Origin of the sequence: Hymenobacter duratus (assembly GCF_014698995.1) — a bacterium.
In the GTDB taxonomy this organism is placed as follows: Bacteria; Bacteroidota; Bacteroidia; order Cytophagales; family Hymenobacteraceae; genus Hymenobacter; species Hymenobacter duratus.
Genome location: NZ_JACWZZ010000003.1, coordinates 366600 through 393594, shown reverse-complemented (window position 1 = coordinate 393594; position 26995 = coordinate 366600). Strand labels below are relative to the sequence as shown.

Genomic DNA, 26995 nt, shown 5'->3' with positions numbered 1-26995 from the left:
GTGGGGCAGTAGTGCGTCCGGGCAGCCGCTTTCCCCGATATTGCGGCCGTTATTCTGCTTCGGTTTCTATGCTCCAGCTGCACTACTCGCGCCGTACGCTGCGCTTCAATTTTCCGGCCCGCACGTCGCGCGGCGCACTTTCAGAGCATGTGGCCTGGTACCTGCACCTCACCGATACGCAACGCCCCGGTCTGGTAGGGCTGGGCGAGGCTGCGCCGCTGGCGGGGCTCAGCCCCGACCACCGGCCGGACTTTGAGCCTCAGCTGGCCGCAGTATGTGCGGCTCTGAATCGGGCCGCGTTACCCGCCGACACTGCTGCCGAACTGGTGCTGGAACTGGTGCCGCCGGAATGGCCGGCCCTGCGCTTTGGGCTGGAAACGGCCCTGCTCGACCTGCACAACGGCGGAGAGCGGGTGCTGTTTGAGAATGAGTTCAGTCGGGGTGAGGCCGGGGTGCCCATCAATGGCCTGATCTGGATGGGAGATGCCGCCTTCATGCGGGCCCAGATTCGCAAAAAGCTCACCGAAGGCTATTCCTGCCTCAAGCTGAAAATAGGCAGTCTGGATTTCGCCACGGAGCTGCAGCTGCTGGCCGAAATACGCGCCGAAGCCGGCCCGAGTGAGCTGACGCTGCGGGTAGATGCCAACGGTGCTTTTGCGCCCGCCGAAGCGCTGGGTAAGCTGGAGCAGCTGGCGCGCTTCGATTTGCACTCTATTGAGCAGCCCATCCGGGCCGGGCAGTGGGCTGCCATGGCCGATGTGTGCCGCCACTCGCCGGTGCCGGTAGCGCTGGACGAGGAGCTGATTGGCGTCACGGAGCCTGCCCGCCAGGCAGCGCTGCTCAGCGAAACCCGGCCCGCCTACATCATTCTCAAACCAACTCTGGTAGGGGGCATGGCGGCGGCGCTGGAATGGTGGCAGCTGGCCGAAGAGCACGGAATCAGCTGGTGGCTGACCTCGGCGCTGGAGTCCAATATCGGCCTGAATGCCATCAGCCAGCTGGCGGGCGAGTATGCGCTGCCCAACTTCCCGCAGGGCCTGGGTACCGGCAAGCTGTATCACAACAATCTGGAGGCCCCGCTGCATATCCGGCAGGGCCACCTGCATTTCGATCCGCTTGGGGGATGGCAGCTGCCGGTGCCCGGCCAGCTGGAGTAAGCAGGCGGCCGGAGAAGTGGCGGAAAGGTAGTTTTTTGGCTATATTTCCCAGCTCGCCTGTTCTCCCTATGCCCGCCTGCTGGTTTTGTGTTTTTCGTCTGTTCCGGTGCTTTCGGCCAGTAGTCTGGCTGCTGATTTGTGCCGCAGCCGGCGGGTGGCCGGCTACTGCTCAGGCCCAGCTGCAGACCCCGTTGCCATTTCGTTTCGCAAGCCCACGGCAGAAGCGGGCCCGCCTGCCGTTTGAGTTTCAGCGCAACCTCATCATCGTGCAGGCCTCGCTGAACGGGAAAGGACCGTTCAACTTTTTGCTCGATACAGGCGTCAGCATCTCCCTCATCACCGACCCCAACCTGGTAGCCCCTCTGAGCCTGCGCCGGGGCGAAACGTACCGGGTAGCAGGCGTGGGCGAGGAGGGCGCGCTGGAGGCATTCATGTCGGATAGCGTGCGCGTGGAAATGCCCGGAATCGTGGCCCCGGCGCTGTCGTTTCTGGTGTTGTCGGCTGATGTGCTCAACCTTTCGGGCTATGTGGGCATGCCCATACACGGCATTCTGGGGTATGACGTGTTCCGGAGCTTTGTGGTGGAAATAGAGCCAGACGCAACCTCGCTGCTGCTCCACACCCCGCTTTCCTACCGCCCCCCCAAGGGCCGCCGCTGGACCTCGGTGCCGCTGGAGATAGAAGCGCGCAAGCCGTATATCCGGGTGCCAGTCGGCCTCTCCGATTCGCTGCTGCTGCCCCTGAAACTGGTGCTGGACACCGGCGCCGGCCACGCCCTTTCCATCGAAACCGGCTCCGATGCCCGCCTGAGCCTGCCCCCAAACCGGCTGCGGGCGCAGCTCGGGCAGGGGCTGAGCGGCACTATCAATGGTTACATAGGCCGCGTGCAGAACATGCAACTGGGCCGCTACCGGCTCAACAGCCTGCTGACCTCCTTTCCTGACGCCGACAATGGCGCCCAACGGGCCGAAGTGCCGCGCAATGGCAATGTAGGGCTGGAGCTGCTCAAACGGTTCGATATGGTGGTGGATTACACGCATAACAAGCTGTGGCTGAAGCCGAACAGCCTGTTTCGTGACCCTTTTGAGCATGATATGTGCGGCATGGAGCTACTGGCCACGGGCCGCGACTACCGGCGCTACATTGTGCTGAAGATACAGCCCAATTCGCCGGCCTCCACCGCTGGCCTGACCCCCGGCGACGAGTTGATGTCCATCAATCTGCTGCCCGTATCTTCCTTTAGTCTCACCGAAATCAGTCGGATTTTTCACTCGGAGGATGGCAGGGTGTTGTTTCTGCTGTTTCAGCGGCCCGATGGCGAGTTGTACCCGACCCGGATCAAGCTGAAACGGCAGATTTAAGGTGGCTGCCGGGCAACGCAAACTTGCCCCAGAGGGTAAAATGTCTACATTAGAAGCCCGTCGGTACCCGGCGCACCCAGTTGCTCTCACCTTCCTGCCCACCTGCCTGCCCGATGTCCACGGCTTCCACGCCTCCTGCGCTACCTCAGCCGCCGCCCACTATTCGGGCCAACCAGCATATCTATTCCGACTATTTCGAAGAGGACTTTGTACATACGCTCGACAACAATATTCTGCAGCTGCTCGACCGGGTGTGGTTTCGGTCGCGCTTAGTTGGGTTCGAGAACTTTCCGGAGCGCAACAACCCCGAGCGGCCGCTCATCTTCGCGTCCAACCACTCGGGCATGGCTTTTCCCTGGGATGCCATTGTGGCGCTGGCCCACATGTGGCGCACGCTGCCTGCTCAGCAGGGCCTGCCCCGGCCGCTGTCGGCGCCGCTGCTCTCGCAGTCCACCCTGATGAATCCGTTTCAGGTGAAGGACTTCTGGAAGAAATGCGGCTGCGTGGATGCCACCACCCTCAACTTCGAGACGATGATGTACTATCAGGACCACAACCTGATGCTGTACCCCGAGGGCGTACCCGGCATCGGTAAGGGGTTCAACAAGAAGTACGAGTTGCAGCGGCTGGCCAGCAGCATGGTGCGCCACAGCATTGCGCACCGCACCGATGTGGTGCCGTTTTACACCATCAACGGCGAGTATCTCAACCCCTACGCCTACAGCTGGGAATGGCTCAATAACCTGAGCAAGAAAATCGGGATTCCCTTTATTCCGCTCGGGCCCATCGTGCTGCTGGTGTTGCTGCAGCCCTGGTCGTTTTATATGGCGTATCCGGCCCAGCTCACGTTCGTGCTGGGCTCCCGCATCCGGCCCTACGAAATGACCGACAAAACGCCTGCTGAGCTTACCCGCGAAGACTACACGGCCCTTTCGGAGCAGGTGCGCCAACGTATGCAGACGGAAATGGACGCGGCAGTGGCCAAATACGGGCAGCAGCCCTACCGCTGGCGCGAACTGTGGCAGCGGATGAAGGAGAACTGGCGCTATTTCCCGTTTTTTCTGCCCGTCGCGTGGCCGGCGCTGTTTCAGGAGTTCGAGCGCCAGTACGTACGCCATGGCCGCCGCAACTTCAAAATGCAGCTCGACAAGCCCGGCGCGTGGCTGCGGATGGTGTGGAACAACCCGTTCACGCTGGCCTTCTTCATCCCGATTCTGGGCTGGATTCCGATTGCCATTCGGGGCTACAGAGGCCACCGCATCGGCAAAAAGGTCTGAGTTTATTGCTCAGCCGCTCTGCCATCCGGCATCTTTTTCGCTCCAATACGTTATAAGCTAGCCCGTAAGGTCTTCGCCGTACGGGGTTAGTTGCTGCTCCGTTCTCATTCTGCCTTCCCACCAGTTCCTGTCCATGCCATCTGCTCAGCATTTGCTGCTCAAGCAGCTCCTCACCGCCGCTACCGGCCCGCTTGCCCGCCGGCGTCCTCAGCTGGCTGCCATGCGGCTGGCGGCTGAAGCGGCTTCCGTTTTCCAGTTTGTGCCCTGGAACGTATTTCTGGAAGACACCAGCGTGGAGGGCATGCCCGCCGAATGGCTGCGCCCGGCTGGGGCACCGGCCCACCGGGTGCTGCTCTACCTGCACGGGGGCGGCTATGTAATGGGCTCCCTGAATACGCACCGTGCCTTGGTTGGGGCATTGGCCCAAAGCTGCCAGCTGAATGCGCTGGCCATCAACTACCGCAAAGCGCCCGAGTATCCGTTCCCGGCTGCTCTCGACGATGCCCGCCTGGCGTATGACTGGCTGCTACGCAATGGCTACAAACCACAGGATGTCATGATTGCCGGCGACTCGGCCGGTGGGGGCTTGGCGCTGGCTCTGCTCATCAGCCTGCGCGATGCCGGACAGCCTTTACCTGCCGCCGCCATCTGCCTTTCTCCCTGGACTGATTTGGCCCTGCCGGTAGCAATGCTTCGCCAGATATGCCGCGAAGAAAGCCAGATTCTGGAAGCCCTAGAAATCAGAGGCTGGGGACCTTTGTATGCCCAGGGTACACCTCTCCGCCATCCGCTATTGTCGCCGGTGCAAGCAGCGCTCCACGGGTTGCCGCCGCTGCTCATCCAGATTTCCGACGCAGAGGTGCTGCACGACGATGTGCTGCATTTCAGCCGGAAGGCGCACGCTGCCGGAGTGCCGCTCACGCTGCAGGTGTTTGAAGGGCTGGTGCATTGGTGGCACCTGTTCTGGCGCTTTGTGCCGGAGGCCCGGCAAGCATTGGATCAAGCTGGTAGCTTCAGCCGTGGCGTGTGGGCCGCGCAGGCGTCGGCCAGGCTGGCCGTGCAGGTGGCGGGCCGCCGGGCTCGGCCGGCTTCCGGCAGTTCGTTGCGTGCCAGGCACTGAACTGGTTTACCCGTCCCGAAGCCCAACCTCTGAAACTTCGGCAATGGTCCAACGTAAAATTTCTATCCTCAGAGCCAACTATATAGCTGTCTTTTCGTAGGTTTGTGTCAAGTAGTCGGCTTGCATACTACTTTTCCCGGCGGGCGGGTCCGCAGTGCCGGTTTTGCTTACTCCACCTTCTTTTCCCAAACTCCACAGTCTCATGGAAGATCTATTTAAAAAGTTCGTCAACGCCGGTGTTGGCTTTGTTTCGCTCACTACTGATCGGATGCAGAAAACCATCGACTCACTGGTGAAGGAGAGCAAGCTGTCGGAGAAAGAAGGCGCCAAGATTATGGATGAGCTGAAGAAAAACGGCGAAACCAAGCGCAAGGAGCTGGAAAAGCAGTTCCAAGGTCTTGCTTCAAAGATGATGAAGTCGGTGGGAGTAGCGCCTAATTCGGAAGTAGAAGAACTGAAGCGTAGCGTGAAGGGTGGCTCAAAGTCGTCGGCTTCTTCTGCTTCGGCTACCAAGAGCAGTGCTAAGCCAGCCGCCAAAACCACGGCTGCGGCCAAAGGTGCAGCGGCCAGTGCAACCAGCAAAGCGGCCTCCACTGTGAAAAAAGCAGCTGACAAAACCAGCACTACGGCTGCCAAAACGCAGAAGTCGGCTGCCGGCTCGGCTGGCGCCGCCAAAAAAGAAGAGAACAAAGCGGCCGGTTCAGCGGCCTAATACAGCCGCCGCTGCCCTTTCGCAGTTGTAAGACTGATAAAACCCCCGCCCGTGTTTTTCGGGCGGGGGTTTTTACTCTTAGATTGTACGGATTTTGCTGCGCCCGGTGGCTCTTACCTCTACTTCAGTGCGGGCGCTACAGTGGCTGCCCGTGAAAATTCTTTCGGCAGCGCAAACCAGTAGTAGCAGTTCATGTTCAAGAACACGATTTCCAACCTGACCCGTATCCGACAAGTGGCGGAAGTGCTAATCCGCTACGGTTTTGAGGATGCCGTAACGACCACGCCGCTCCGGCGGCTGGTGCCGCGCAGCCGGCGGGTGTCGTGGCAGGAAGGGGAACAGGCCGTGTTTGAAACGACACGCTGGCAGCGTATCCGGATGATAATTGAGGAGCTGGGCCCCACTTTCATCAAGCTGGCGCAGGCCATGAGCAACCGGGCCGACCTGTTGCCCCAGCCCCTCATCGACGAGTTTGAGAAGCTGCAGAGTAATGTGCCGCCCTTCGATGTGCAGGTAGCCAAGGCCATTATTGAGCGGGAACTTGGCCAACCTATTGATGAGGTGTTTTCTGAGTTTGATGACGTGCCGCTGGGCTCGGCCAGCATTGGGCAGGTACATCGGGCACGGCTGCTGAGCGGTGAGGAGGTAGTAGTGAAAGTGCAGCGCCCCGATGTGCAGGAGAAAGTGCGCTCCGACTTGGCTTTGCTGCACGAGCTGGTGCGCCTTACGGCCGGTTTTCTGCGCAAACAGGGCCTTGCCAACCCCCAGGATGTGGTAGATGCTTTCGAGCGGAGCATGACCAAGGAACTGGACTATACCTCAGAAGCACGCTCTATGGAGCAGTTTCGCAAGCTCTACGAAAGCTACGAAACCTTCTACATCCCGAAGCCTTATCGGGAAATGAGTACCGCCAAAATCCTGGTGATTGAATTTGTAAGCGGCTGCAAAATCACGGATAAGCCACAACTGCTGAACTGGGGTCTGAGTCCGGAACAGGTAGCCGAAACCGGCATGGATATCTACCTAACCCAGATATTCGAGTTTGGTATCTTCCACGCCGACCCGCACCCCGGCAACGTACTGGTACGCCCCGATGGCACGCTGGTACTCATCGACTTCGGGATGGTGGGCAAGCTGACCAAGCAGCAGAAATATGCCTTCGCGGGCGTGTTTATTGGCATGGCACGGCAGGACCCGCGCAGCATGGCCCTGAGTTTCCGCCGGCTGGCCCTCACGTCGGATATTCCGGATATGCGGGCCTTCGAAACGTCGCTGAGTGAGCTAATAGAGGACTTTGCCACCCTCGACGTGAAAGATATGAGCATGTCGGATCTGGCCGATGCGCTGCAAAATGTTATCTATACCTACAAGCTGCAGGTGCCGGGCGCTGTGTTCCTGATTCTGCGGGCCCTCGTGATTCTGGAAGGCATTGGCAAGGTGCTGCACCCGCGCTTCAATACTTTTGAATTTGTGCGCCCCTATGGCGCGCGCATCATAGCAGAGCAGTATTCAGCGGATAATATTCTCAGCGAAGCCCAGTATACCGGCACGCAGCTGCTCGCCCTCATCCAGACGCTGCCCGCCGATATCCGGCAGATTATGCGCAAAGTCTCGCGCGGCGACCTGCGAGTGCGCGTGGAGCTAAGCGGTTATCAGCTGCTGCTGCGCAAAGCCGATCAGCTGGTGAGCCGGGGCATTCTGGCGGCCATTTCGGTAGCTCTGATTCTGTTCGCGGGCATGAGCCTGCTGGGCCGCTACCCCGCTGGCCAGATGCCCTACTTCCGGGGGCTACCCGTCGTGACGTGGTATAGCCTCGGGCTGGCCGCGTTCCTGCTGCTCATTCTCTTTATTCTGGGTACCAAGCGGGAGCGTCGGGAGTAGCTACTGCATAGCTAGTGCCAACAGTTTCGACGAGTGGCCTACCGGTTTAGGCTAAATCTGACCGTACACTTTAGCTTCCACCTGAAGTGCAGCAGCTAACGCATCGGTAAGGCCCAGAGCAGCTTCGTATTCCTCGCCCTGCTGAATCACAACTCCTTGGGGAGAGTTGGGGAGTGAAAACATGACAACGTAGCGCTTCGCTTGGTCAGTACGAATACGACCGGGCCTGCCAGAAGTAACGAGGTCTGAAAAGTACTTCATGGTGACGTGTTGGACCTCGGGCAACGGCTCCCAGTCACCCATCCTCAAGCCGAGGATAGATGTGTATAAGCGGTATTGGCGAGTCTTCAGGTCTAGCTCAATGCCTTTGTGTTCAGTGGCAGCAAGTATGGCGAGAATCAGTCCTCCACCTCCAGAAATAATGGCGCCTACATAGAGTAGATATGCTCCCCCTGATGCCAGAACGAGAGCTAACAAGGAGTTAGCAGTACGACGTAGGATAAATCTTGCTGAAGTAGGGGCCAGCGTAGTACTGGCTTTGGCTACCACAAGTGACTCTGACATAGAAGTAGAAAAATAAGAACAGCCCATCCTGATTAGCTAGGATGGGCTGTGTAAAGTAAATAGGAAAGCGTAGATCTTCTCACTAAGTAGGTGAGAGGACAACATCTATCACTTTAGAGCATAGAACCGGACACAACCTGTGAACGGGTGCTAGCGCTAGGTTCTGCCGTAAGAGACAGCAGCACCTGCAGCCGCTGCAGCGCTTTTCCCACCGTGACCGGGCAAATGGATTTGGCGTAACCCTTGTCGACTAGGTAAGTAGCCAGCTGGCGCAGGGTCCAGCGGCGGACGGGAGCCGCCGGCCGGCGCGACAGGAGTGCCAGCAAAGCGGCTTCAACGGCAGGCGTGAGCTTGGTGGGGGCGCCACCCTGGGGCTGCGTGTTCAGATAAAACGCGAGGCCCTGGCGCTGGAATGCCCGGCGCAGGGCATACACCCGGCCCTCGGTCATGGCCAGCCGTTGAGCGGTTTCGGCTGCTGAGTATCCTGCGTGCCAGTCCAGAATCGTTTGGGCCCGGTTGATCTGGCGGCGCACCAGCTGCTCCTGGCGCAGATAGTGCTGCAGTACCTGCTGCTCCGCCGCCGACAATCGGAAAAACTGTTTTTGACGGCCCATGATATGAGTTGATGAAGTACACTGCTCCCCAGGCGTGCTCCGTTGCCGGAGCCGTGGTAGAGTGTGCAACGTGTAGAAGTGAGGGTGTGACGCGGGGTGCGCTACTGCTGTTTCATCTTATAAAAACGCACGTAGTCAACCAGCATCTGCTGCGGAAAAGCTGCTTCGTCAATGCCTTTCTTGCCACCCCAGTCGCCACCTACGGCCACATTCAGCAGCAGATGAAACGGATGGTCCCAGGGCCAGGCTTCCCAGCCAGTATGCTCGTTGCGGCTCGTGAAGTAGAGCTTGCTATCAACGAAGACTGAAATGGTTTCCGGTGTCCATTCCATGGCATACACGTGGTAGGCCGTAGTGGCGGTGGGCACACTAATGGAGTCGGTTTTCTGGTTGTTGGTGCGGAAGTAATATTTTTTGCAGTGCGTGGACGCCTGCACAATGGCGGGCCGGTAGCCCACGTATTCCATGATGTCAATTTCGCCGTTGGCGGGCCAGCTTTTGTCGCCGTATTTCCACTCGTCGGGCAGCATCCAGATGGCCGGCCAGATGCCGCGGGCACTGGGCAGTTGCGCCCGTACCTCCACGCGGCCGTAGGTGAGGCTGCCGCCCCCTTTCGCGCGGGATACCAGTCGCGTGGAAGTGTAAGGGTTCTTTTCGTTCAGCGCTTCTTTGCGCGCTTCTATCACCAGATGGCCCTTCTCGACACGGGCATTTTCGCGCCGGGCTTTGGTGTAGAGCTGTAGCTCGTTGTTGCCCCAGCCCGTACCCCCTACATCGTAGGTCCACTTCACCGAGTCGGGTAGGCCGGTGTAGTTGAACTCGTCGCTCCAGAGCAGCTCCTTGAATGTGTAGCGGGGTGGCTTGGCCTGATCGGGCTTGAGAGAGCCGGGGGTGCTGGCCAGCAGGCCGGGCAGCAGGAGCAGGCCGGTTGTGGCGGCGAGGTAGCGCCGCTTCAAAGGGTGTTTCATAGCAAAAGACAGACGGGAGAGACCGAGCCGCAACCGGGCCCGCATACCAGGGTAGGCCGGGGGCGGAGCGGGTTATTGGTAGCTTATCGGTATTGGTAATACCGCACGTAGTCTACCTGCATCGACTGCGGAAAGACCGTTGTAGCATCGGGGTTGCCATCGAAGTTGCCGCCTACCGCCACGTTCAGGATCAGGAAGAACGGGTTGTTGAACGGGTACGGGCTGGCATCGGCCCCAGTGAAGGTGTAGTACGGCTGCGGATTCTCGTCCAGATAGAAGCGGATGAGGTCTTTGCTACGCACTACCGAGAAGACGTGGAAGTCGTCGGAGAGGTCGTCGGTGAGGGTTTTGGTAATGCCTTTATAACGGTGGTCGGCGGTGCTGTTGCCAAAGTGCATGGTCGAAATCAATTCCTTGGGCCGGCTGCCGCGCAGCTCCATAATGTCGATTTCGCCGCATTTGGGCCAGGTATTCTGGTCGATGTCGGCGCCTAGCATCCAGATGGCCGGCCATATGCCCTTGCCTTTCGGCACCTTCGCCCGCACATCCAGGCGCCCATACTGGAAGCTTTGCTTGCCCTTCGTGACCAGGCGGCCCGAGGTATAGGCATTGTTGCCAGACTGCTGCCGGCGGGCCTGAATAACTAAGCTGCCGCTACTACTCACGAAGACGTTGTCGCCGGAGTTGGTGTAGGCCTGCAACTCGTTGTTGCCCCAGCCGCCGCCACCCAGCTCATACACCCATTTGCTCTGGTCGAGCGGGCCGCTGGTGAATTCGTCGCTCCACTTCAGTTCGGTGTATTGGCCGTAGTCGCGCGGGTCCTCGTTCACTACCGGAGTAGTAGGCGTGGGTGTGGGAGTCGGGACGTTCTTTTCTTTGGTTTCGGTGCAGGAACTTACGCTCAGGGCCAGCAGCAGGCCAGCCCCAAGCAGTGCGTTGCGCCGTACCGGTACGGGTTGACTTTTCATGATCTTAAATTACTGATAAGCAGCAGAGAAATTTCTGACTGTGTCAGCCCTACTTAACCACCATCTTGATAGTGAATACGGTACCGCCATTCTGGCCGCTGCCGGCGCGCAGCACCATTCGCTGGTTGTCGATGCTCAGAATCCTGTAGACGCGCTCCGTAGGCGACGCATCGGTGGCCGCAATGAAGGCCCCGGCCCGCGTGAGTGTGAGCTGCGCCAGCCCGGCTCCGGCGGCCGGCCCGAATACGTAGGGCGATGTGCCCGACTGTGGCGCGGTGCAGACGTAGCCGGCTGCTGCCGAGAAGGTTTCGGCTTTGGCGTCGTACGTGAGGATGTCGTTGGTGGAGAAGGTATACTCGTCATCGGACTGGCAGGGCGGCAGCGCCCCGGCCAGCACGCCCGCGAAGTAGGAGGAAGGAGCGGCCTCGGTACCCACCACAATCGGCGCATCAACGGTGTTGTCAATCATCCAGGTGCGCGACGAGCCCCCCGTCAGCAACAGCTTGATGGGCGCCGTGGCATCGTAGGGCGCAAACGTCACGATGGTGCGGGTGCCGTCGGGGTTGGTACCGCGCAGGCGCAGGCGGGTGTCAGTAGCTTCCAGAATATCGTAGGTTTTGTTGGCTACGGAGTCGGGCAGGCCCAGGAAGGCGCCTTTGCCTTTCAGGACAATCTGGGGGTTGCCGGTGGCACTGGGCCGAAAAACAAAACTGCCGGAATGGTTGCGCGAACTGCCGCAGGCCCCGTTCTGGTACGTCTGGCCGGCGCTTTCATAGTTGATGGTAAACTCCTTTCCAATCGTAAACTGGTCGTCGAGCTGGCAGGCCGGCAGCGTAGTGGAGCTGGACAGCACGGTGCCCGTAGCCGACTCCCGCACAATGGCGCCCGGCGCATTGGAAAACGCCCAGACCCGAATGCCGCTGCCGGCACAGTCTACCAGCTTGCTGAACGAGGCGTTGCTGCAGGCATCGGCTATGTTCACGGTTTGCTTGGCCGAAATACCGGTGCCGCCGCGCCCGGCCGTAATCAGCTCTACCTGGTAGGCGCCCGGGCGGACGTAGGTGTGCTGCACCGGGCTGCCGGAGGCCAGCGTATTGTCGCCGAAATTCCACTGCGACAGGAATCCATCCTGCGCGGTGCTCGTGAAGGTCACGACCGTTGGAAACTCGGTGGTATTAGTCTGGAACGTAAACGTAGACTGAGGCACCGGGCCTTCCAGCTGAGCGTCGTCACCTACTTTTTCGCAGGAGGCCAGCAGCACTGGCGCCATCAGGAGGGCCAGCGCTGCTATACGTGCTATGTGTTTCATGGGAATTCAGTGGGAATGAAAGAGAGGATAAATAGCCGGCAGGCAGCTGCGAATGGCCGGTACCGGTTGTTGCAGCAACCTGCGCCGGCCACTCGGCACCAACTCAATAGCCGGGGTTTTGCGAGAGGCCAGGATTGACGTCGCGCTCTGCCTGCGGTATGGGCAGCAGCACGTTGAAGGGTTTCACGCCTTTGGCAATCAGCTGGGGAGAAGTAAGCAGCTCGCCGGTCCGCTTCATGTCAAACCACCGGTCGTTTTCGAAGGCCAGCTCGTATTTCCGCTCGCGCCACACAGCCGTTTTGAACGCCGTGGCGCTGATGCCCGCCGCAATGTCACGGGCGCTGGCCGTGCCGATGGGGAGCCCGAAGGCCCGGCGGCGCACTTTATTGATGGCCTCCAGACCCTCGGCATTCGGTCCGGCAGCCTCGGCCAGAATCAGGTACACCTCCGCCAGGCGCAGCACCGGAATGTTGAGCTCCGAGTCCCAGATGTTGGTGTTGATTTTGCCGACAAACCACTTTTTCACGCCGTAGCCATTGGGTGAGCCCGGCAGGAAGGCGGGCTGAGTGCGGCCATCCGGATACACGTCGCCGGGCTTCCAGATGGTCACGTCGCGGCGGGTGTCGCCGTTTTCGTAGCCCGCCACAAAGTCAGCTTCCGGAATATTGAAGCCGTAGCCGCCCTGCGGCACGATGCCCTGGCCGCGGGGACCGAAGAACTCGTTGCCGACAAAGCCCAGACCATCGAAAATATACTGGTTGCGGCCCGAAATGTACTGCACCTCAAACAGCGACTCCTGCCCATTCTCAGTCGATACCTTGAAGTTGTCGGCGTAGTTGGGCCACAGGCTTTTGCCGCTTGAGTTTATTACGGTGCGGGCCTGCTGGGCAGCCTCGGCCAGTTTGCCTTCCGTGAGATACACTTTGGCCAGCAGTGCCGCCGCCGCCCATTTGGTTGCCCGCCCGATGTCTTCGCCGCTGTACGAAACGGGTAGCTTACTAATGGCATCCAGCAGATCGGCTTCGATGAGGGCGTACACCTGGGCCTGGGCCGTGCGCGGCACGTTTACCTCGTCCAGCGTCTGCGGCGGTTTCGTGAGCAGCGGCACGTCGCCGTAGGCCCGTACCAGGTCGAAATAGTACTTGGCGCGCAGGAACTCGGCCTCGCCGATGCAGCGGGTCTGGATGGCCGGGTCAATCTGCATGGCCGGCACTTTCTGGAGCACAATGTTGGCCCGCCCGATGCCGATGTAACAGCCGCCCCACAGCCGTGTCGTGAGCGGGTTCGTGGAGGGGATGTTGAAGTTGTCTAGCTGCTGCTGCTCAATGCCGTCGCCGCCACCGCCACCGCCGGTCGAGGAGAGGTCGGAGCCAATGTCGCCGATGCCCCACAGGGCGTAGTTGTACTGCCCGCCTTTGCCCAGCTCGCTGTAGATGGCATTAGTGGCCTGAATGGCGTCGGTGGCGGTTTTGTAGAAGTTGGCGTCGGTTACTTGGTCGGTGGGCGTTTCTTCCAGAAACTTCTCCCCGCAGCCGGAAAGCAGGCCCAGCGTCAGCAGAAAGGCGCCACAAGTGGATGTAGTGATGCGTGACATCGTGTAGAGTAGTTAGGAGGATTTAGAAACCGATGTTGAGGCCGGCTAGGAACACGCGGGGCTGCGGATACACCCCCAGGTCCACACCGCGGGAGCCAACTTCGGGGTCGAAGCCGGTGTATTCGGTCAGGGTCAGCAGGTTCTGGGCACTCACGTACACGCGCAGCTGCTTGGCGGCCAGGCGCTCCTGCACCGATTTGGGCAGCGTATAGCCCAGGGTGAGGGTTTTGATGCGCAGGTAGGAGCCGTCTTCGAGGTAGTAGCTGCTCACGCGCAGGTTGTTGTTGGGGTCGCCGGCAATGGCACGGGGCACGTCGTTGCTGGTGCCGGGGCCGGTCCAGCGGCCCAGTACCCGGGTGCTGCCGTTGCTGTTGCCATACAGGGCGCTTTCCAGAATATAGCGGTTCTGGTTGTAGATGTCGTTGCCCTGCGAGCCCTGCACAAACACATTCAGGTCGAATCCCTGCCAGCTCAGCGTGTTGTTCACGCCGTAAGTGAAGTCGGGGTTGGGGTTGCCGATGTAGGTGCGGTCAGCGGCGTTGATAATGCCGTCCGGCACGCCGTCGGGGCCGCTGAGGTCCTTGAAGCGGATGTCGCCGGGGGCCGCGCCGTTCTGCGTGGCGTGGGCATCCACGTCGGCCTGGGTCTGGAACAGACCATCGGCCACGAAACCGTAGAACGAGCCAAACGCCTGACCCTCATCGTAGCGGACAATTACGCCGCTCAAACCGCTCACGCCGTCGTAGGGCTGGCCCACGCCCAACGATTCCAGCTGGGTCTTAAAGGCCGACACGTTCAGGGTGGTTGTCCAGTTCAGGCCTCGGTCGGTACCCTGGATGTTGCGCGAGGTGAAGGAGAAGTCGATTCCCCGGTTGTAGGCGGAAGCCGCGTTGCGGTTCACTGGCTCGTAGGTGCCCGACACCAAGGACACCGGCACCGGCGCAATCAGGTTCGGCGACTTGCGCTCATACAGATCAATAGTGGCCTCAAAGCGGTTGTCGAGGAAGCCCAGGTCAATACCGATGTTGGTTTGGTTGTTGGTTTCCCAGCGCAGCAGCGGGTTGGCCAGTCGGGTAGGGGCCGCGCCCGTCTGAATGGTGCCGTTTGGCCCGAACGGATACTGAATGCCCGAGTTGATGGCAAACAGGTAGGCAAAACGGCCGGCGTTGTTGGGGTTGCCTACTTTGCCGTAGCCTACCCGAAGCTTCAGGTTGCTGATGACGCTGTTATCCTTCATGAAGTCCTCCTCCGAAATCCGCCAGCCAGCGGATGCGCCGGGGAAGAAGCCAAATTTCTCGCCGGGCGGGAAGGCACTCACGCCGTCGTAGCGGGCAATCAGCTGAAACAGATACTTACCGGCAAACTCGTAGTTGAGACGCCCGAAGTAGCTGGCCAGCGTCTGGCGCGGCTGAATGGTGCCGGCGTTGGCCAGTTGAGTATTCACCGGGCCCGAGTTGATAACCTGTAAGTCGTTGCGCAGGTAGCCGGTCCGGTAGGCTTCCACATTCTGCGCGTCAATGATCTGGCCCGACTGCCCGAGCAACAGCGTTACCTGGTGCTTGTCGGCAAACAGGTGGTCGTAGGTGGCCGTGTTTTCAATCAGGTAGCTGGTATTGTAGTTCGAGGTGGCCGAGGCCCCCGCCAGGCTGTAGCGGGTCGAATACGTTTCGCTGCCGACCCTCAGTTCCGGTACGAAAGGCCGGAACGAGTTGAAGTTGTCAAAAATCAGGTCGGCCCCCACGTTGGTGCGCAGGCGCAGGCCTTTCACCGGCTCCAACTCGGCAAACAGGGTCGTCAGGGCGCGGTTCCGGACAAACTTCTGGTTATTGAGCGTAGCGGCAGCCACGGGGTTTTCCTCCACGAAGTTGTCCTGCTGGCCGCGCGGCTCATAGTAGTAGCCATCGGGGCGGTAGAGCGGAATGATGGCCGGAATCCGGATGGCCTGCTGCACGGTGCCATACTCGTTGTTGCGCGCCCCATCATTGCCGCCACCGGAGTTGATCTGCCGGTCGGAGAGGTGCGTGAGGGAGATGCTGTTGCCCAGCTTCAGAATCTTGTTTACCTGCACGTCGCCGTTGGCGCGCAGCGTAAACCGCTCGAAGTTGGAGCCTACAATGGTGCCATCCTGCTGGAAGTAGCTGCCCGATACGGCATACTGTGCCTTCTCGCTGCCGCCCGTTGCCGAGAGGCTGTAGTTCTGAATGGCCGCGCGGCGGAACACGGCGTCCTGCCAGTCGGTGCCTTCGCCCAGCGCCCGTGGGTCGCGGAGACGGTCTACCACTATCGGCTGGCCGGCAGCCAGGCGGTTTTCGTTGTTGATGACGGCATATTCTTCCGCGTTCAGCAGGTTCAGCTTGCGCCACACCTGTTGCACACCCCGGTACACATCCAGATTGATGGACGACACCCCGGCCTTGCCCCGCTTGGTGGTAATGATGACTACGCCGTTGGCGGCTCGCACGCCATAAATGGCCGTGGCCGAGGCATCCTTCAGAATGTCGATGGTTTCAATGTCGTTGGGGCTGATGGCGTTCAGCTGGTTTTCGCCGCCTTCCGGCAGCGGAAAACCATCCACCACATACAGCGGGTTGTTGTTGCCGGCCGACGTGATGCCGCGCACCCGGATAGAGGTGCCTGCTGCCCCGCCCGGTGCTCCTCCGTTCGAGGTGACCGTAACGCCGGCTGCCCGGCCCTGCAGTGCCTGTGTGGCATCGGCCACTGGCTGCGAAGCAATTTCCCGCGCCGATACCGACGATACGGCCCCCGTCACGCTGGTGCGCTCCTGCGTACCGTAGCCCACTACCACCACCTCACTGAGTGCCCGCTGGTCTTCCACCATCACAATGCTCAGGGAAGACGCCGCCCCGCTGATCCGCAGCTCTTGGCGCTGGAAGCCAATGGAGCTGAAAACCAGAGTGCTGCCCTCAGGGACGGTGAGTGAGAAAACCCCGTCGGAACTGGTGCTGGTGCCAAGCGTGGTGCCCTGCACAATAACCGTGACCCCCGGGAGCGGCTCGCCGTTGCGCTGCGTAATACGGCCTGAAACCGGTACGTCGGCCAGAGCGGCCAGAGTAGGTGACGGGGCCGCGCTTCGCGCCTCAGCGAGTGGCGCAGCCAGTGTCAGCAGCCCGCAGGCCGCCAGCGGCACCGCGCGCCGGAATCTCAAAAACGAGTAATGGTTGCGGTTCATGTGTGGGAATGGAGAAGAGTGTGGGAAGTAGAAAAGGCTAATCCAGCACCCGCCTGCGACGAGAGAAGACTAGAAGCGAAGCGTAGGCAAGACCAGAACCCAGAAGGCGTAGGCACACCATCCGTAAGCGAAGTCTGCCGCCACGAACGGTAGCGGCCACATATCCGGAATTTCGATGCTGGCCTGAACGTGTGGTCGTGCCAGGACACCAGCTTATAACAACTATTTAGGGACTACTCCAGAAGCAATGCCGGGCTTGCTATTCCGGGTGATGCACATTTTTATGCGGGTAGCACATGGTAGCAGCGTGCCTTCCTAGTGCGTATTCACTCACCTGCGGGGCTTGACTAAGCGAAGAGGCAGGATTGAGAAGTATTGGAATGACCAAATATACCGGTCATTTTCCTGAAAAATCAAGTGCGAATCTTCGTTTAAGGGCCTGTGCGGCTGGTTTTTCGCTTAGGTAGCACGTGGTACTGTACGCTTACGGCACCCAGTATTCAGATGCTTTTCCTAGTTGTTTGAGCGCAGTGCTTTATTTGACTGCGCTGGGCCGACGGGTAAAAAACAAGCAAAAAAAATGGGCCTCAGCCCACTTTTTTTTCGGTATTTTTTGCTTTGCCCGGCCACTTGTCTGTTCTGCGGTTGGCCGGCGGCGATAGGGCTACTTCCTCCTCGCCAGAATCGTCCGTGTCCGTGCCGGTATCGTCCAGCAGCAAATGAGTCCAGCTGTCGTCGGTGGGGTGTTCGGCGGCTTGCCGGCGCATGGCATCCGTTACTTTCTGGCTGAAGCTCCAGCAGGTAGCGCGTCGCAGATCCAGCACCCGGGAAAGCTCCTGAGCTGAATAGCCTCCTTTGTGCGTGTGCAACAGAAACACCGCATAAAATGCCTTGACGATAGAGAACTTACACTTCTGCAGCAGCGTGTAGGCCGTAGCCGACTCGACATAGCGGCAGCGGGTGCAGCGGCGCGAATGGGGCTCCCGCCCTTCGCAGTAGTTGTCGTGGCCGCATTTGCGGCACTGGTAGCCCTTGGCCCATTTCAGGTCCGCGAGGTAGGTCAGGCAGGCTTCCTTATCGGGGTAAATCTGGCTGAACTCGCCAAAGTCCACTTCCTGCGACAGTACCCGGGCCGTCTGGGCTTTCTGCAGGTCCTGCTGCAGGTCCGTGTTCAGCTTCTCAATGGCCGCCGACTGCAGGGCCAGCAGGCCGTTGGCCTGCAATAGCTCCCGGTTCTGCACCACAATGGTTTCGCTCTGCCGCCGAAGTTCGTCGGTGCGTTGCGCCACCAGGTTTTCCAACTCAGAATTAAGCTGGTCTTTGAGTTCTTCGTTCTGGCGCAGCTGCTCTACCAGCTGCCCTTGCACATCGTGTTTCTTGCGCAGCTGTTTCACCAGCCGGTGCTGGGCCTTGAGGGTAGCATCTTGGATAGCCTTCATTTTGCTGCCCAGCGCATAGGAAAGCACCACCACTTCCACCACAAACGCCGCATTCATGCTGTATACCGTGTAGGTGTTAGTGAAAGTGTTGATACCCAGTTTGCGCAGAATCAGGAACAGCACGCTCACGGCTACCAGCGAGTGGGCCAGCAGAATGAAACGAGCCGGCCGGAAGCCGTGCTGCCATACCCGTAGCGCGGCAAAAAACAGCATTCCGTAGGGTAGCAGGTACAGGCCCATGCCCATACCGGTTTTCCACCATAAGGCATCCAGCAGCAGGGCCGCCACACTCAGCAGCACTACGGCCCACAACCAACGGTCGAAGCGCGGGAGGCGCTGGGGTGTGTCCAGAAACTGCCGGACGTAGTAGCCAAACGTGAGCAGCAGCAGTGGGGCCGAGCCAATTTCCACGACTTGGTTGAGCCACGGATGTTGCGGCCACAGGTACTGGAACCCAAGGCCGTCTTCCGAAAGGAAGACCAGGCTGCAGCTGAACACATACAGCACATAGCGCAGGTAAGTCTGCTCCCCCGTAAAGAAAAACAGGCAGAAATTGTACACCAGCATAATGAGCAGCATGCCATAGAACGCGCCCAGCAGCCCGTACTCGGTCTGAAAATGCTCGGCCATGCCCTGCTCCGTGCGCATCTTCGACAGAAAACTCGTCCGGGAATTGGACTGCAGCCGCAGGTAGTAGGTGTGCGTTTCCCCGGCATTAACCGGCAGGCGCAGCAGGTAGTTTTTATAGCTGTGCGGCCGGGTCGTGAAAGGCCAGTCGGCCCCGGTATGAATGCGCCCCTGCTCAGTAGCGGCAGAAGGAAAGAAATGAATGTTATTGATGTGAGAATCAAACAGTTCCAGGTACCAGTGCTGGCGCTGGGGGCCAGCAGCCTCCACGGTAAGGCGCAACCAGTAGGCTGAGCCCGGATGCTCCATGTTGGTGGCTATCCGGGAACCGGGAACGAAGCGCGCCGCGTAGCGCGGCTGCTGCACATCGTGGAGGGTAAGCGTGCCGGAAGGGTCTTCCAGAACGCTGTAGTTGAGGGGATTGACGAATATTTCGGGCTGGCGGGTATCCAGCTGGAGGGGACGTTCCTGCAGCGGATCAAAAGGGGCAGCAGTGGCCGTTCTAGCCGGCAAAGCAGCCGCCAGCAGCCAGAGGAGCCATATCCGGGTCCAGATGGAGGGCAAAATCCAGTGAAAAGGGAGCGTAGGGTTGCGCATGGCAGTTTCCAAGATAAAGAAACTCCCGGTGCTCTGCTGCTTACTGGCCACTTGGCAGGGCGGACCCGGGAGTAGCGAACCGCAGCCAGTGTATTTCGGCTCCTGGCTGCTCCACGTAAAGCTGTAGCGTATGGATGCCGGCCGGCATGCTGGCCGTACCCACCGACAGCGTCTGCCAGCCTGTGGCGGGCTCCGCCGTAATGGTAGCAACAACGGATTTGCCGTTCAGTTTGAGCAGAAGCTTCGTGGGAGTTGGGGCCGTATTCCGAAGCCGGGTCTGCAGTTGGAAAGTGCCTTCCTGGGGTACGGTTACGGTGTAGTTTAGCCACTCGCCAGCCGCCATGTGGTTCACAGCAAAGCTCTTCGAAGAGGCCTCTGTTACTTCCTGAATATCTACGCCGTCGTTGCGGTAGGCATCTCCTAGGTTAGTAGGCGTGTGATTCGCAAAGTCGGTGCGAGCCGCGTACGTGTCGTAATAGGCGCTGCCGTTGCGGCCTAGGTCGTAGTCAGAAGCCTGAATGGTGCCGGGCAGCGTGTGGGCAGCAAATGGCCGGGGCGGACCAGTAGGCTGCATTAGAGCGGCTACCACATCTTTGTTGACCGTGCAGCTGCGGAACTCGCTGTTGCGCAACAAGGCGGTGCGGCCCTGTGGTGTCAGCAGGCTGCCGTACGCCGGAATGCGTAGCAGGCTGGTGCCGCCTTCTACCCGCTTATGCGTCCAGTGGCACCAGCCAAGACTGTGGGCGTTGAGCTCCTGCACCGCCGCCGAAAACCATTCGTTAGAGTTTTCTCCGGTTTCTCCCACCCAGACGGGTACTTTCCACTGGTCGCGGAAGGCAGCTAGGTTGCGGATAAGGTTGATTTGGTTCGGGTTTGGGTCGGTTGCCGTAGAAGTGTTCGGGCACCAGTAGCGGTGGGCATTGTAGACTAAGTTGCGTTTGTCTTTGCTACGGAGCCTATCAGGGGTGAGGTTGGTGTATTCGTTGCCGTAGCCGTTGCCTTCCAATAGCAGCAAATGCTGGTCGCCCTGCGCCCGCACTGCATCTATCAGGCGGCTGTACAGCACATTTAGCTCCGAGTTGTCACCTGCGAGGCCATTAGCTGTCGTCATACCATTGGGCTCGTTGATGAAGTCGTACATGGCTACCCGCGCGTCGTTTTTGTAGCGCGCCGACAGCTTCTCCCACAGCCGCACCGTGATATCCTGATAAATCAGGCGGCCTTTGGCGTCGCGGCGCTTCCATAGGTCCAGCGGCACGAGACAGTCACTGATGTTGCGGTCGGCACCCTGACCTCCAGGGGCTGCGTGCAGGTCCAGAATTACATACAGGTTATTCGCCGCGCACCAGTTCAGCACGTCATCCGTGATGCGAAATCCTTCCAAGTTTTTGGAGTCCGTGAACAACTGTTTCTGGTCGTACCAGGTGCTGAGCGCTTGGACGTACGCCTCCAGATTCGCAGGATTTTGCAGCGCCCTAGTACGGATGCGGCGCTGGGCAGCCGTCAGAAATAGATCGTAGTGAAAGGGCAGCCGTACGCAGTTGAAGCCCTGCTTTGCAATGAAGTCGATATCCGCTTTCGTAATGAAGCCCGCCCTAAACTGGCGGTAAAACTTCTCCACGGCCGCCTCGGGCATGGTGCGCAGTAGCGCCTGCTGAATACGGGCCTGCGAGTCGAGCGAATCGGTCTTGAGGATGTAGCTCTCCTGCAGCAGCCATCCCCCTACATTGATGCCCCGCAGCACTACCGGACGGTTGCTGGCATCGACTATGGCTGGGCCCTGAGCACGCAGCATGCTTAGCTTCTGCGCCGCCGCTTCGGTCGGTAGGCCGCCTGCACAGCAGAGCACCACGCAGAGGATGCGCAAAAAACGCCCCGCACTGGCACTGGAAACTGGAAGCTTGCTCATGGGTAGGAGGGTAGAGCCGGAAAGCAGCGAGAAACAGGACGGGGAGGCCCCATCCTGTTTGCCTCACTTTCTCACTCAAAAACCGAGGCGGGATATCCGCAAACCTCAAAGAAGGCCCGGTAACAGGGCATGCTTATTCGAAGGGACTAGGGAAGACACGTAGGCCTGAAGGGGCACCGAATCCAAGCTGATATTCAGCGGCTGATATACCCAAAGCTAGACGGGTACAATAGGATATGCAAGCGTACAAGCTGTGCCCAGAAGCTGGAAACGCGGTTCTGGGACACTAGGTGTACGCTTATTGCACACCATGGAGTAGCGATTTCGTGGCAGAAAGCTGCAGAAAAGCGTGAGGCATTGATGTGCCCCCAACGGCTAACAAACACTAAATAAATTTTGAATAATTATGCGTGAACAGTTGCCACCTCTAAACCGGTTACGGTAGCGAGCTTGTTAGCAATACATACTGCTTCTTCGTAGCCGGTATACGCGGCAATGATTCCGATAGGAGAATCTTTGACCTGCAGTAGCACCTGCCATTTATACTCTCTTGCTACCAAGCCCATTTGAGTAGTAGGCGCGGGGGTATTTAATCGAGTAATATTGGATTTGCCGGCGGTGGTAGGTAAGAAATGAGTAGTGATATAAGGCCTCAGCAAAAGGCCAGATACTGGTGGCAGCGGCTGCCATTTTCCGAAGCGCAAGCCAGCTACCCAGATATAGCTTCGGTATTGCTGAGTGGTAGTGTTCAAGGAGAATCCTTCCCGGTATGTAAGAACAGATAGTACTACTACACAACTGACGACTGATGCAACCCATACAGCGGCTTCAGTTCCCAGTTCAGCCCACGTAGCAACTGAAAATGCCGGCAGCCAAATAGCTAATGCAGCGACAAAACCTTTGTGCCAATGCTCAAATAGAAAAGGCCTGCGTAGAATTCCGTCGTACATGTTCATTTTGGGGGAGCTCTTCAACCAAACAGCCCGGCAGATCCTGCCGGGCTGTTTGATTTGCTGTCTGAAACAACGTTCTATTTCAATTGCATATCCTCGATGATGGCCTGAATCTTTTCGTTGGCCAGGCGCGAGGCCAAATCGAAGTCCACTACTGATTTCAGCGGCTGCTTTACGCTGAAATAGAACTTGATTTTGGGCTCGGTGCCGGAAGGACGGGCCGAAATCTTGCTGCCATCTTCCGTAATAAACTGCAGCACGTTGCTGCTTTCCAGGCCGGTGGGCAGCTCCAGCCCAGTGCGCAGGTTTTTGATAATGCCGGTTTTATAGTCACGCAACTCTACCACCGGCGAACCGGCAATAGTAGCAGGTGGCGTGGCCCGCAGGTCGCGCATCATTTCCTGGATTTCCTCGGCGCCGCGCTGCCCTTTTTTCGTGAGCGAAACCAAGTGCTCCTGGTAGAGGCCGAATTGCGCGTACATCTGGGTCATTTCCTGGTAGAGCGTGCGGCCGTTGTCTTTCGCTACGGCCGCCATTTCGGCCAGTAGCGCGCAGGCCGATACGGCGTCTTTGTCGCGCACGAAATCCCCGATCATGAAGCCGTAGCTTTCCTCACCCCCCCCGATGTAAGTCGCGTCGCCTTCCAGCTCCCGAATCAGCCCTGCTATGTACTTAAAGCCGGTCAGGGTCTGGTAGCTTTTCACGCCATAGGAGCGGGCAATGTCGCCGAGCACCTCGCTGGTCACGATGGTGTACACGATGAAGTCCCGGTCGGTCATCTTGCCCGCCTGCTGGCGCGCCGAGAGCAGGTAGTACGTGAGCAGCGCGGCCGTCTGGTTGCCGTTTACGAGCACCCACTCGCCCTGTATGTTCTTCACCGCAATGCCTACCCGGTCCGAGTCGGGGTCGGTGGCCAGTACCAGGTCGGCGTCGAGGGCTTTGGCCTGGTCGAGGGCCATCTGCATGGCTACCTTCTCCTCCGGGTTCGGCGAGAGTACGGTGGGGAAGTTGCCGTCGGGCGTGGCCTGGGCTTCTACTACAGACACATTGGTGAAACCCAACTGCGCCAGTGCCTTCGGTACCAGCGTGATGCCCGTACCGTGGATGGGCGTGAACACAATCTTCAAATCGTGCTGGCGCTGGATGGCGGCCGGATTGATGCTCAGCTCCTTCACCTTGGCCAGATACGCGGCATCTACTTCGGCCCCGATGAGGTGAATGCGCGACGCATCGGCCTGGAATTTCACTTCGTCAACGGACTGGATGGCTTCTACCTCACGAATAATGTTCTGGTCGTGCGGGGCCACTACTTGCGCGCCGTCGTTCCAGTATACTTTGAAGCCGTTGTACTCCTTGGGGTTGTGCGAAGCCGTGATGACGCAGCCGCTCTGGCAGCCTAGGTGGCGGATGGTAAACGATAGCTCTGGCGTGGGGCGAAGATCTTCAAACAAGTACACCGTCAGGCCGTTGGCTGAGAAGATATCCGACACCAACTGGGCAAAGGCGCGGGAGTTATTGCGCGAGTCGTGCGCCACGGCCACCTTGATTTCCTGGCCCGCAAACTGCTGGAGCAAATAATTACTCAGGCCCTGCGCCGCCATGCCCAGCGTGTAGCGGTTCATGCGGTTGGAGCCGGCTCCCATAATACCGCGCAGCCCACCCGTCCCGAATTCGAGGTTGCGGTAAAAAGCATCCGAGAGAAAATCGTCCTGGTTCTGCGTCTGCAGGTCCCGGATCTCGGCCTGGGTCTGCGCATCGTAGCCGCTGCCGAGCCACGTATTGATTTTCTGCTGAATGTCGGGCGTGAGGGCCATAGGAGGAGAGGAGTAAGAGGCGAACAGTATAAGAACGGGCGGCAAAGAAAACAGGTTTAGGCCAGACTCGGGCCACCCGGTAGTCGGGCCGGCCCCCGCCGCACCACCCGACAACGAAAAGCATCCCCCGGTAGCCCTTGAAAACCGTCTGATAGACCTGGCAAAGCCTCCGGTACTTCTTACAAAACCTCCGGTAGCTCTTACAAAGCTCCCGGTAGGTGGAGTAGGCGCGGCAGGGCACTAGACTAGGCCTTAAGCGGGGGGCAGTAGCTTGAGGCAGTCGTGTGTATTGTAGCTATTCAATAAAAATAACCAAATCGACGCCCTGCTGCGGCGCGACGAAGCCACCGCCGCCAGCCTGCTCCGGGACCAGCTCCGCCCCGCTCGAAGACTAATTGGGGCCGCTGCGTACCGCGCACGCCGCCAATTTGGCCCAGGCCCTCGAAATCACCGTGCTGGCCGAAGACCAGGACGACTCGGCCGCCGTGAAGGCCACGCCCAAGGCCCGGCTGCTGGCCCTGGGCGGGCGCTTGCAGGCCGCCCGCCAAAGCGACGTGGCCGGCTCTGCGGCCCGCCAGCTGCTGAAAGCGGCCCTGAAAGCCAATGCCCAGCTGATCCTGAAAAAAAATGCTCCAGCAACTGCGGCCCTACAAAGACTCGCCCACCCGCCACGATGTCTGGCTGCGGTCTCAGGGCTACACCAAATCCATCGTGCGCAACGGCGGCCAACCCGCCGACTCCGGCAACCAGTACACTCCGCAACATGCCATCCTCTAAAAAGCGCCCGCCGGATTCCGGCGGGCGCTTTTTAGAGGATGGAGTGCTCAAAGGAAGTCGGCCAGACTCTGCAAAGGGCCGGTAGTGGAAGGCTACGTCAGCGCATCACTTCCACCCAGCCCTTGCGTGGGGGCTGGCCGGGGCGGGCGAGTAGATAGTAGTAGAGGCCATCCGGCAAGCCCTGGGCCTTCCACTGCCCGCTCACGTAGTCGGCCTGCTCGTACACGAGTCGGCCCCAGCGGCTGAACACGCGCAGCGTCCAGACGCCAGGCTGCAGGCCCGGAATCTGCAGGCCGTCGTTTTTGCCGTCGCCGTTGGGCGTGATGATGTTGGGTAGCACCAACTGGTCGGCGCATTCCGTCTCCTGCACGCGCACCGTGCGCGTGATCGGGCAGCCCTGGGCCGTGGTCAGCAGCACGGCCACGGCGGGTGTGCCGGGCGGCACGGCGTAGGTGGGAGCCGTGCTGCCATCAGGCCAGCGCACAGCCAGCCCGGCCGGGGCGCGCAAGGTCAGGGGCGTGTCGAGGCAGCGCAGCGTGTCGGGGGGCAGGCCGGGCAGCGGGTCGGGCGGCAGCGGGGCGGCCCGTACCTGTACGGTGGCCGTGGCTGCGCAGCCACCGGCCCCGCTGGTGACGGTGAGCGAATAGGCGCCGGGCTGCACCACGGTGAGCGTGGGGGTGGTGGCACCGGTGCTCCAGCGGTAGCTCGTCACGTCGGGGCTGAGTTGGGGCGTGAGCAGCAGGGGTTGGCCGGGGCAGAGCAACGGGGGGGCGGGCAGGGCCACGGTGGGGATGGGGCGCACCGTCACCAGGCGCGAGAGCGTGTCGGTGGCACCGTCGTTGTAGTAGACCTGCACCCGGGCGCGGTAGGTGCCGGGCTGGGCGTAGCGGTGGGCAGCTGCGGGCCGGGTGGTGCTGGTGCCGCCGCCGGGCACGGCCGGGTCCTGGAAGCGCCAGCGCACCGAATCCAGGCGGGAGGCGTAGCGCAGCCGGAAACGGGCACTGTCGCCCACACATACGGCGGCGGTAGTAAAGTCGGCCAGGTACAGGTAGCTGCTGAGAAAGTGAGGGACGTTGGTAGACCCACGCCCGGTGCCAACTGGAGGTGGTAGCGGTGGCCCCATCCATATACCCCTGGGAACCAGCTCGCACGCTGCGCCCGCCCGGTTGGGGTACCGAACGAAAGCCATGGAATCGGTGCCGCTGGCTATGTAAAGTCGGCCATCCGGCCCTAGCTCCATATCATTGGGCTGGAAGAAAATATCGTTGGGTAGCAGTTCCTGCGCCGAGGCCGCAATGGCTGCCGCAGACCCGGCCCTTAGGTTGTATTGCACGAACTGATTGGCGTACCCTGCTACCGTGTCCGGGTCACCCGCAGACGTATACAGCTTGGTGCCGTCCGGGGAGAAAGCGCAATACGTGCCGCCCCGCCCGGTAACGGTCACGGGGTTGCTGACCCGGCCGGTGGCGGCGTCGAAATCCAGTAAATTAAATAGAGCCACACCGTTGATGTCTTTGCCACCCCGCGGCAAAAAAGTCAGGCGACGCCCGTCAGGAGACGCCCGCAGGTATGAATCATCGAGTCCTAGGTCACCGGAAGGGGGAATTTGGTACAAGGGGGAGGAGCCCCCGGCGCTAACTACCGGCATACTGCCCAGGCCGGCGGCCGTGACCGGATAGACCCGGTAGCGGCTGGCTCCGGCGTCGTGGGTTATCACCCAGTAGTCTCGGCCGTTCTGGTGGCGCACGGCGGCCAGCACCGGCGCGCATTTCAGGCGAAATACCTGACGGCGAAAGCTGGAACTCACGTCGCCGCTCCCCCCCCGCAAGCTCATGTCGATGAGCGATACCTGATAGCCCAGCGTGTCGCCAGCGAAATCTTCTTGCGAGAAAAGAAAGTAGTGACCGGGGCGCCCCGGCCAGGGAACCGACAGGCATACTCCTATACCGCTGTTACCACCTGCAACAAATGATATATTGATTCCATTCGGCATGCGCGTATGATTCCGGTCATACACTGAGCTCCCTTCGCTATAGAATAGAAGATTGCCCAGAGAGTCGGACATGGTGGTGGAGCATGATACTGCACGGGTAGAATTGCTGAGTAATGCCTGCGGCGGGCGGGTGCTAAAGTTGAGGGCGCAGCGAAAGCCAAAATACCAGTT

At 59.9% G+C, this 26995-nt stretch carries 19 protein-coding genes; 7 read left to right on the top strand and 12 right to left on the bottom strand.

Annotated features, from left to right (window positions below; all coding sequences use genetic code 11):
- Positions 1 to 68: 68 nt before the first annotated feature.
- The 6 genes from IC231_RS15135 to IC231_RS15110 all read left to right on the top strand — a co-directional run bounded on the left by IC231_RS15135 (position 69) and on the right by IC231_RS15110 (position 7508).
- Entirely contained in the window at positions 69 to 1157 is a 1089-nt protein-coding gene (locus tag IC231_RS15135; RefSeq protein ID WP_190785334.1) for an o-succinylbenzoate synthase, read from the top strand.
- A gap of 191 nt (positions 1158 to 1348) precedes the next feature.
- On the top strand, positions 1349 to 2518 hold the full coding sequence (locus tag IC231_RS15130; RefSeq protein WP_190785333.1) for an aspartyl protease family protein: 1170 nt from the start codon (positions 1349 to 1351) through the stop codon (positions 2516 to 2518).
- A gap of 113 nt (positions 2519 to 2631) precedes the next feature.
- Positions 2632 to 3795: a lysophospholipid acyltransferase family protein gene (locus IC231_RS15125; RefSeq protein ID WP_190785332.1), complete on the top strand. Its 1164-nt coding sequence runs from the start codon at positions 2632 to 2634 to the stop codon at positions 3793 to 3795.
- Positions 3796 to 3928: 133 nt separating this feature from the next.
- Positions 3929 to 4915: an alpha/beta hydrolase gene (locus IC231_RS15120; RefSeq protein ID WP_190785331.1), complete on the top strand. Its 987-nt coding sequence runs from the start codon at positions 3929 to 3931 to the stop codon at positions 4913 to 4915.
- A gap of 202 nt (positions 4916 to 5117) precedes the next feature.
- A complete protein-coding gene (locus tag IC231_RS15115) occupies positions 5118 to 5627 on the top strand; it encodes a phasin family protein (RefSeq protein ID WP_190785330.1) in 510 nt (169 codons plus the stop codon).
- Between the two features lie 192 nt (positions 5628 to 5819).
- A complete protein-coding gene (locus tag IC231_RS15110) occupies positions 5820 to 7508 on the top strand; it encodes an ABC1 kinase family protein (protein ID WP_190785329.1) in 1689 nt (562 codons plus the stop codon).
- A 51-nt stretch (positions 7509 to 7559) separates the two neighbouring features.
- Here the strand turns inward: IC231_RS15110 and IC231_RS15105 are convergent, their stop codons facing one another.
- From IC231_RS15105 to IC231_RS15055, 11 genes are all read right to left on the bottom strand, one after another.
- Complete coding sequence (locus IC231_RS15105; protein WP_190785328.1) at positions 7560 to 8072, bottom strand: hypothetical protein; 513 nt, start codon at positions 8070 to 8072, stop codon at positions 7560 to 7562.
- A 113-nt stretch (positions 8073 to 8185) separates the two neighbouring features.
- Entirely contained in the window at positions 8186 to 8686 is a 501-nt protein-coding gene (locus IC231_RS15100; protein ID WP_190785327.1) for a helix-turn-helix domain-containing protein, read from the bottom strand.
- A gap of 101 nt (positions 8687 to 8787) precedes the next feature.
- Positions 8788 to 9654, bottom strand: a complete 867-nt coding sequence (locus IC231_RS15095) for a glycoside hydrolase family 16 protein (protein WP_190785326.1) — start codon at positions 9652 to 9654, stop codon at positions 8788 to 8790.
- Between the two features lie 83 nt (positions 9655 to 9737).
- Positions 9738 to 10622, bottom strand: coding sequence for a glycoside hydrolase family 16 protein (locus tag IC231_RS15090; protein ID WP_190785325.1), 885 nt, complete (start codon positions 10620 to 10622; stop codon positions 9738 to 9740).
- A 49-nt stretch (positions 10623 to 10671) separates the two neighbouring features.
- Positions 10672 to 11931, bottom strand: coding sequence for a PKD domain-containing protein (locus IC231_RS15085; protein ID WP_190785324.1), 1260 nt, complete (start codon positions 11929 to 11931; stop codon positions 10672 to 10674).
- A gap of 103 nt (positions 11932 to 12034) precedes the next feature.
- A complete protein-coding gene (locus IC231_RS15080) occupies positions 12035 to 13525 on the bottom strand; it encodes a RagB/SusD family nutrient uptake outer membrane protein (RefSeq protein WP_190785323.1) in 1491 nt (496 codons plus the stop codon).
- A 22-nt stretch (positions 13526 to 13547) separates the two neighbouring features.
- On the bottom strand, positions 13548 to 16715 hold the full coding sequence (locus IC231_RS15075; protein WP_190785322.1) for a SusC/RagA family TonB-linked outer membrane protein: 3168 nt from the start codon (positions 16713 to 16715) through the stop codon (positions 13548 to 13550).
- A 587-nt stretch (positions 16716 to 17302) separates the two neighbouring features.
- Positions 17303 to 19390: a 7TM diverse intracellular signaling domain-containing protein gene (locus IC231_RS15070; protein ID WP_190785321.1), complete on the bottom strand. Its 2088-nt coding sequence runs from the start codon at positions 19388 to 19390 to the stop codon at positions 17303 to 17305.
- 28 nt (positions 19391 to 19418) lie between these two features.
- Positions 19419 to 21287, bottom strand: coding sequence for a cellulase family glycosylhydrolase (locus IC231_RS15065; RefSeq protein WP_190785320.1), 1869 nt, complete (start codon positions 21285 to 21287; stop codon positions 19419 to 19421).
- A 404-nt stretch (positions 21288 to 21691) separates the two neighbouring features.
- The gene (locus IC231_RS15060; RefSeq protein ID WP_190785319.1) at positions 21692 to 22237 is read right to left on the bottom strand and encodes a hypothetical protein; all 546 of its coding nucleotides are present in this window, start codon (positions 22235 to 22237) and stop codon (positions 21692 to 21694) included.
- A gap of 80 nt (positions 22238 to 22317) precedes the next feature.
- Positions 22318 to 24054, bottom strand: a complete 1737-nt coding sequence (locus IC231_RS15055) for a phospho-sugar mutase (RefSeq protein ID WP_190785318.1) — start codon at positions 24052 to 24054, stop codon at positions 22318 to 22320.
- Positions 24055 to 24681: 627 nt separating this feature from the next.
- Here IC231_RS15055 and IC231_RS15050 point away from each other — a divergent pair.
- Positions 24682 to 24831 (top strand): hypothetical protein, encoded by a 150-nt coding sequence (locus IC231_RS15050; protein WP_190785317.1) that lies wholly within the window; start codon positions 24682 to 24684, stop codon positions 24829 to 24831.
- 97 nt (positions 24832 to 24928) lie between these two features.
- Here IC231_RS15050 and IC231_RS15045 read toward each other — a convergent pair whose 3' ends face one another.
- A complete protein-coding gene (locus IC231_RS15045; protein WP_190785316.1) occupies positions 24929 to 26665 on the bottom strand; it encodes a T9SS type B sorting domain-containing protein in 1737 nt (578 codons plus the stop codon).
- Between the last annotated feature and the right edge of the window lie 330 nt (positions 26666 to 26995).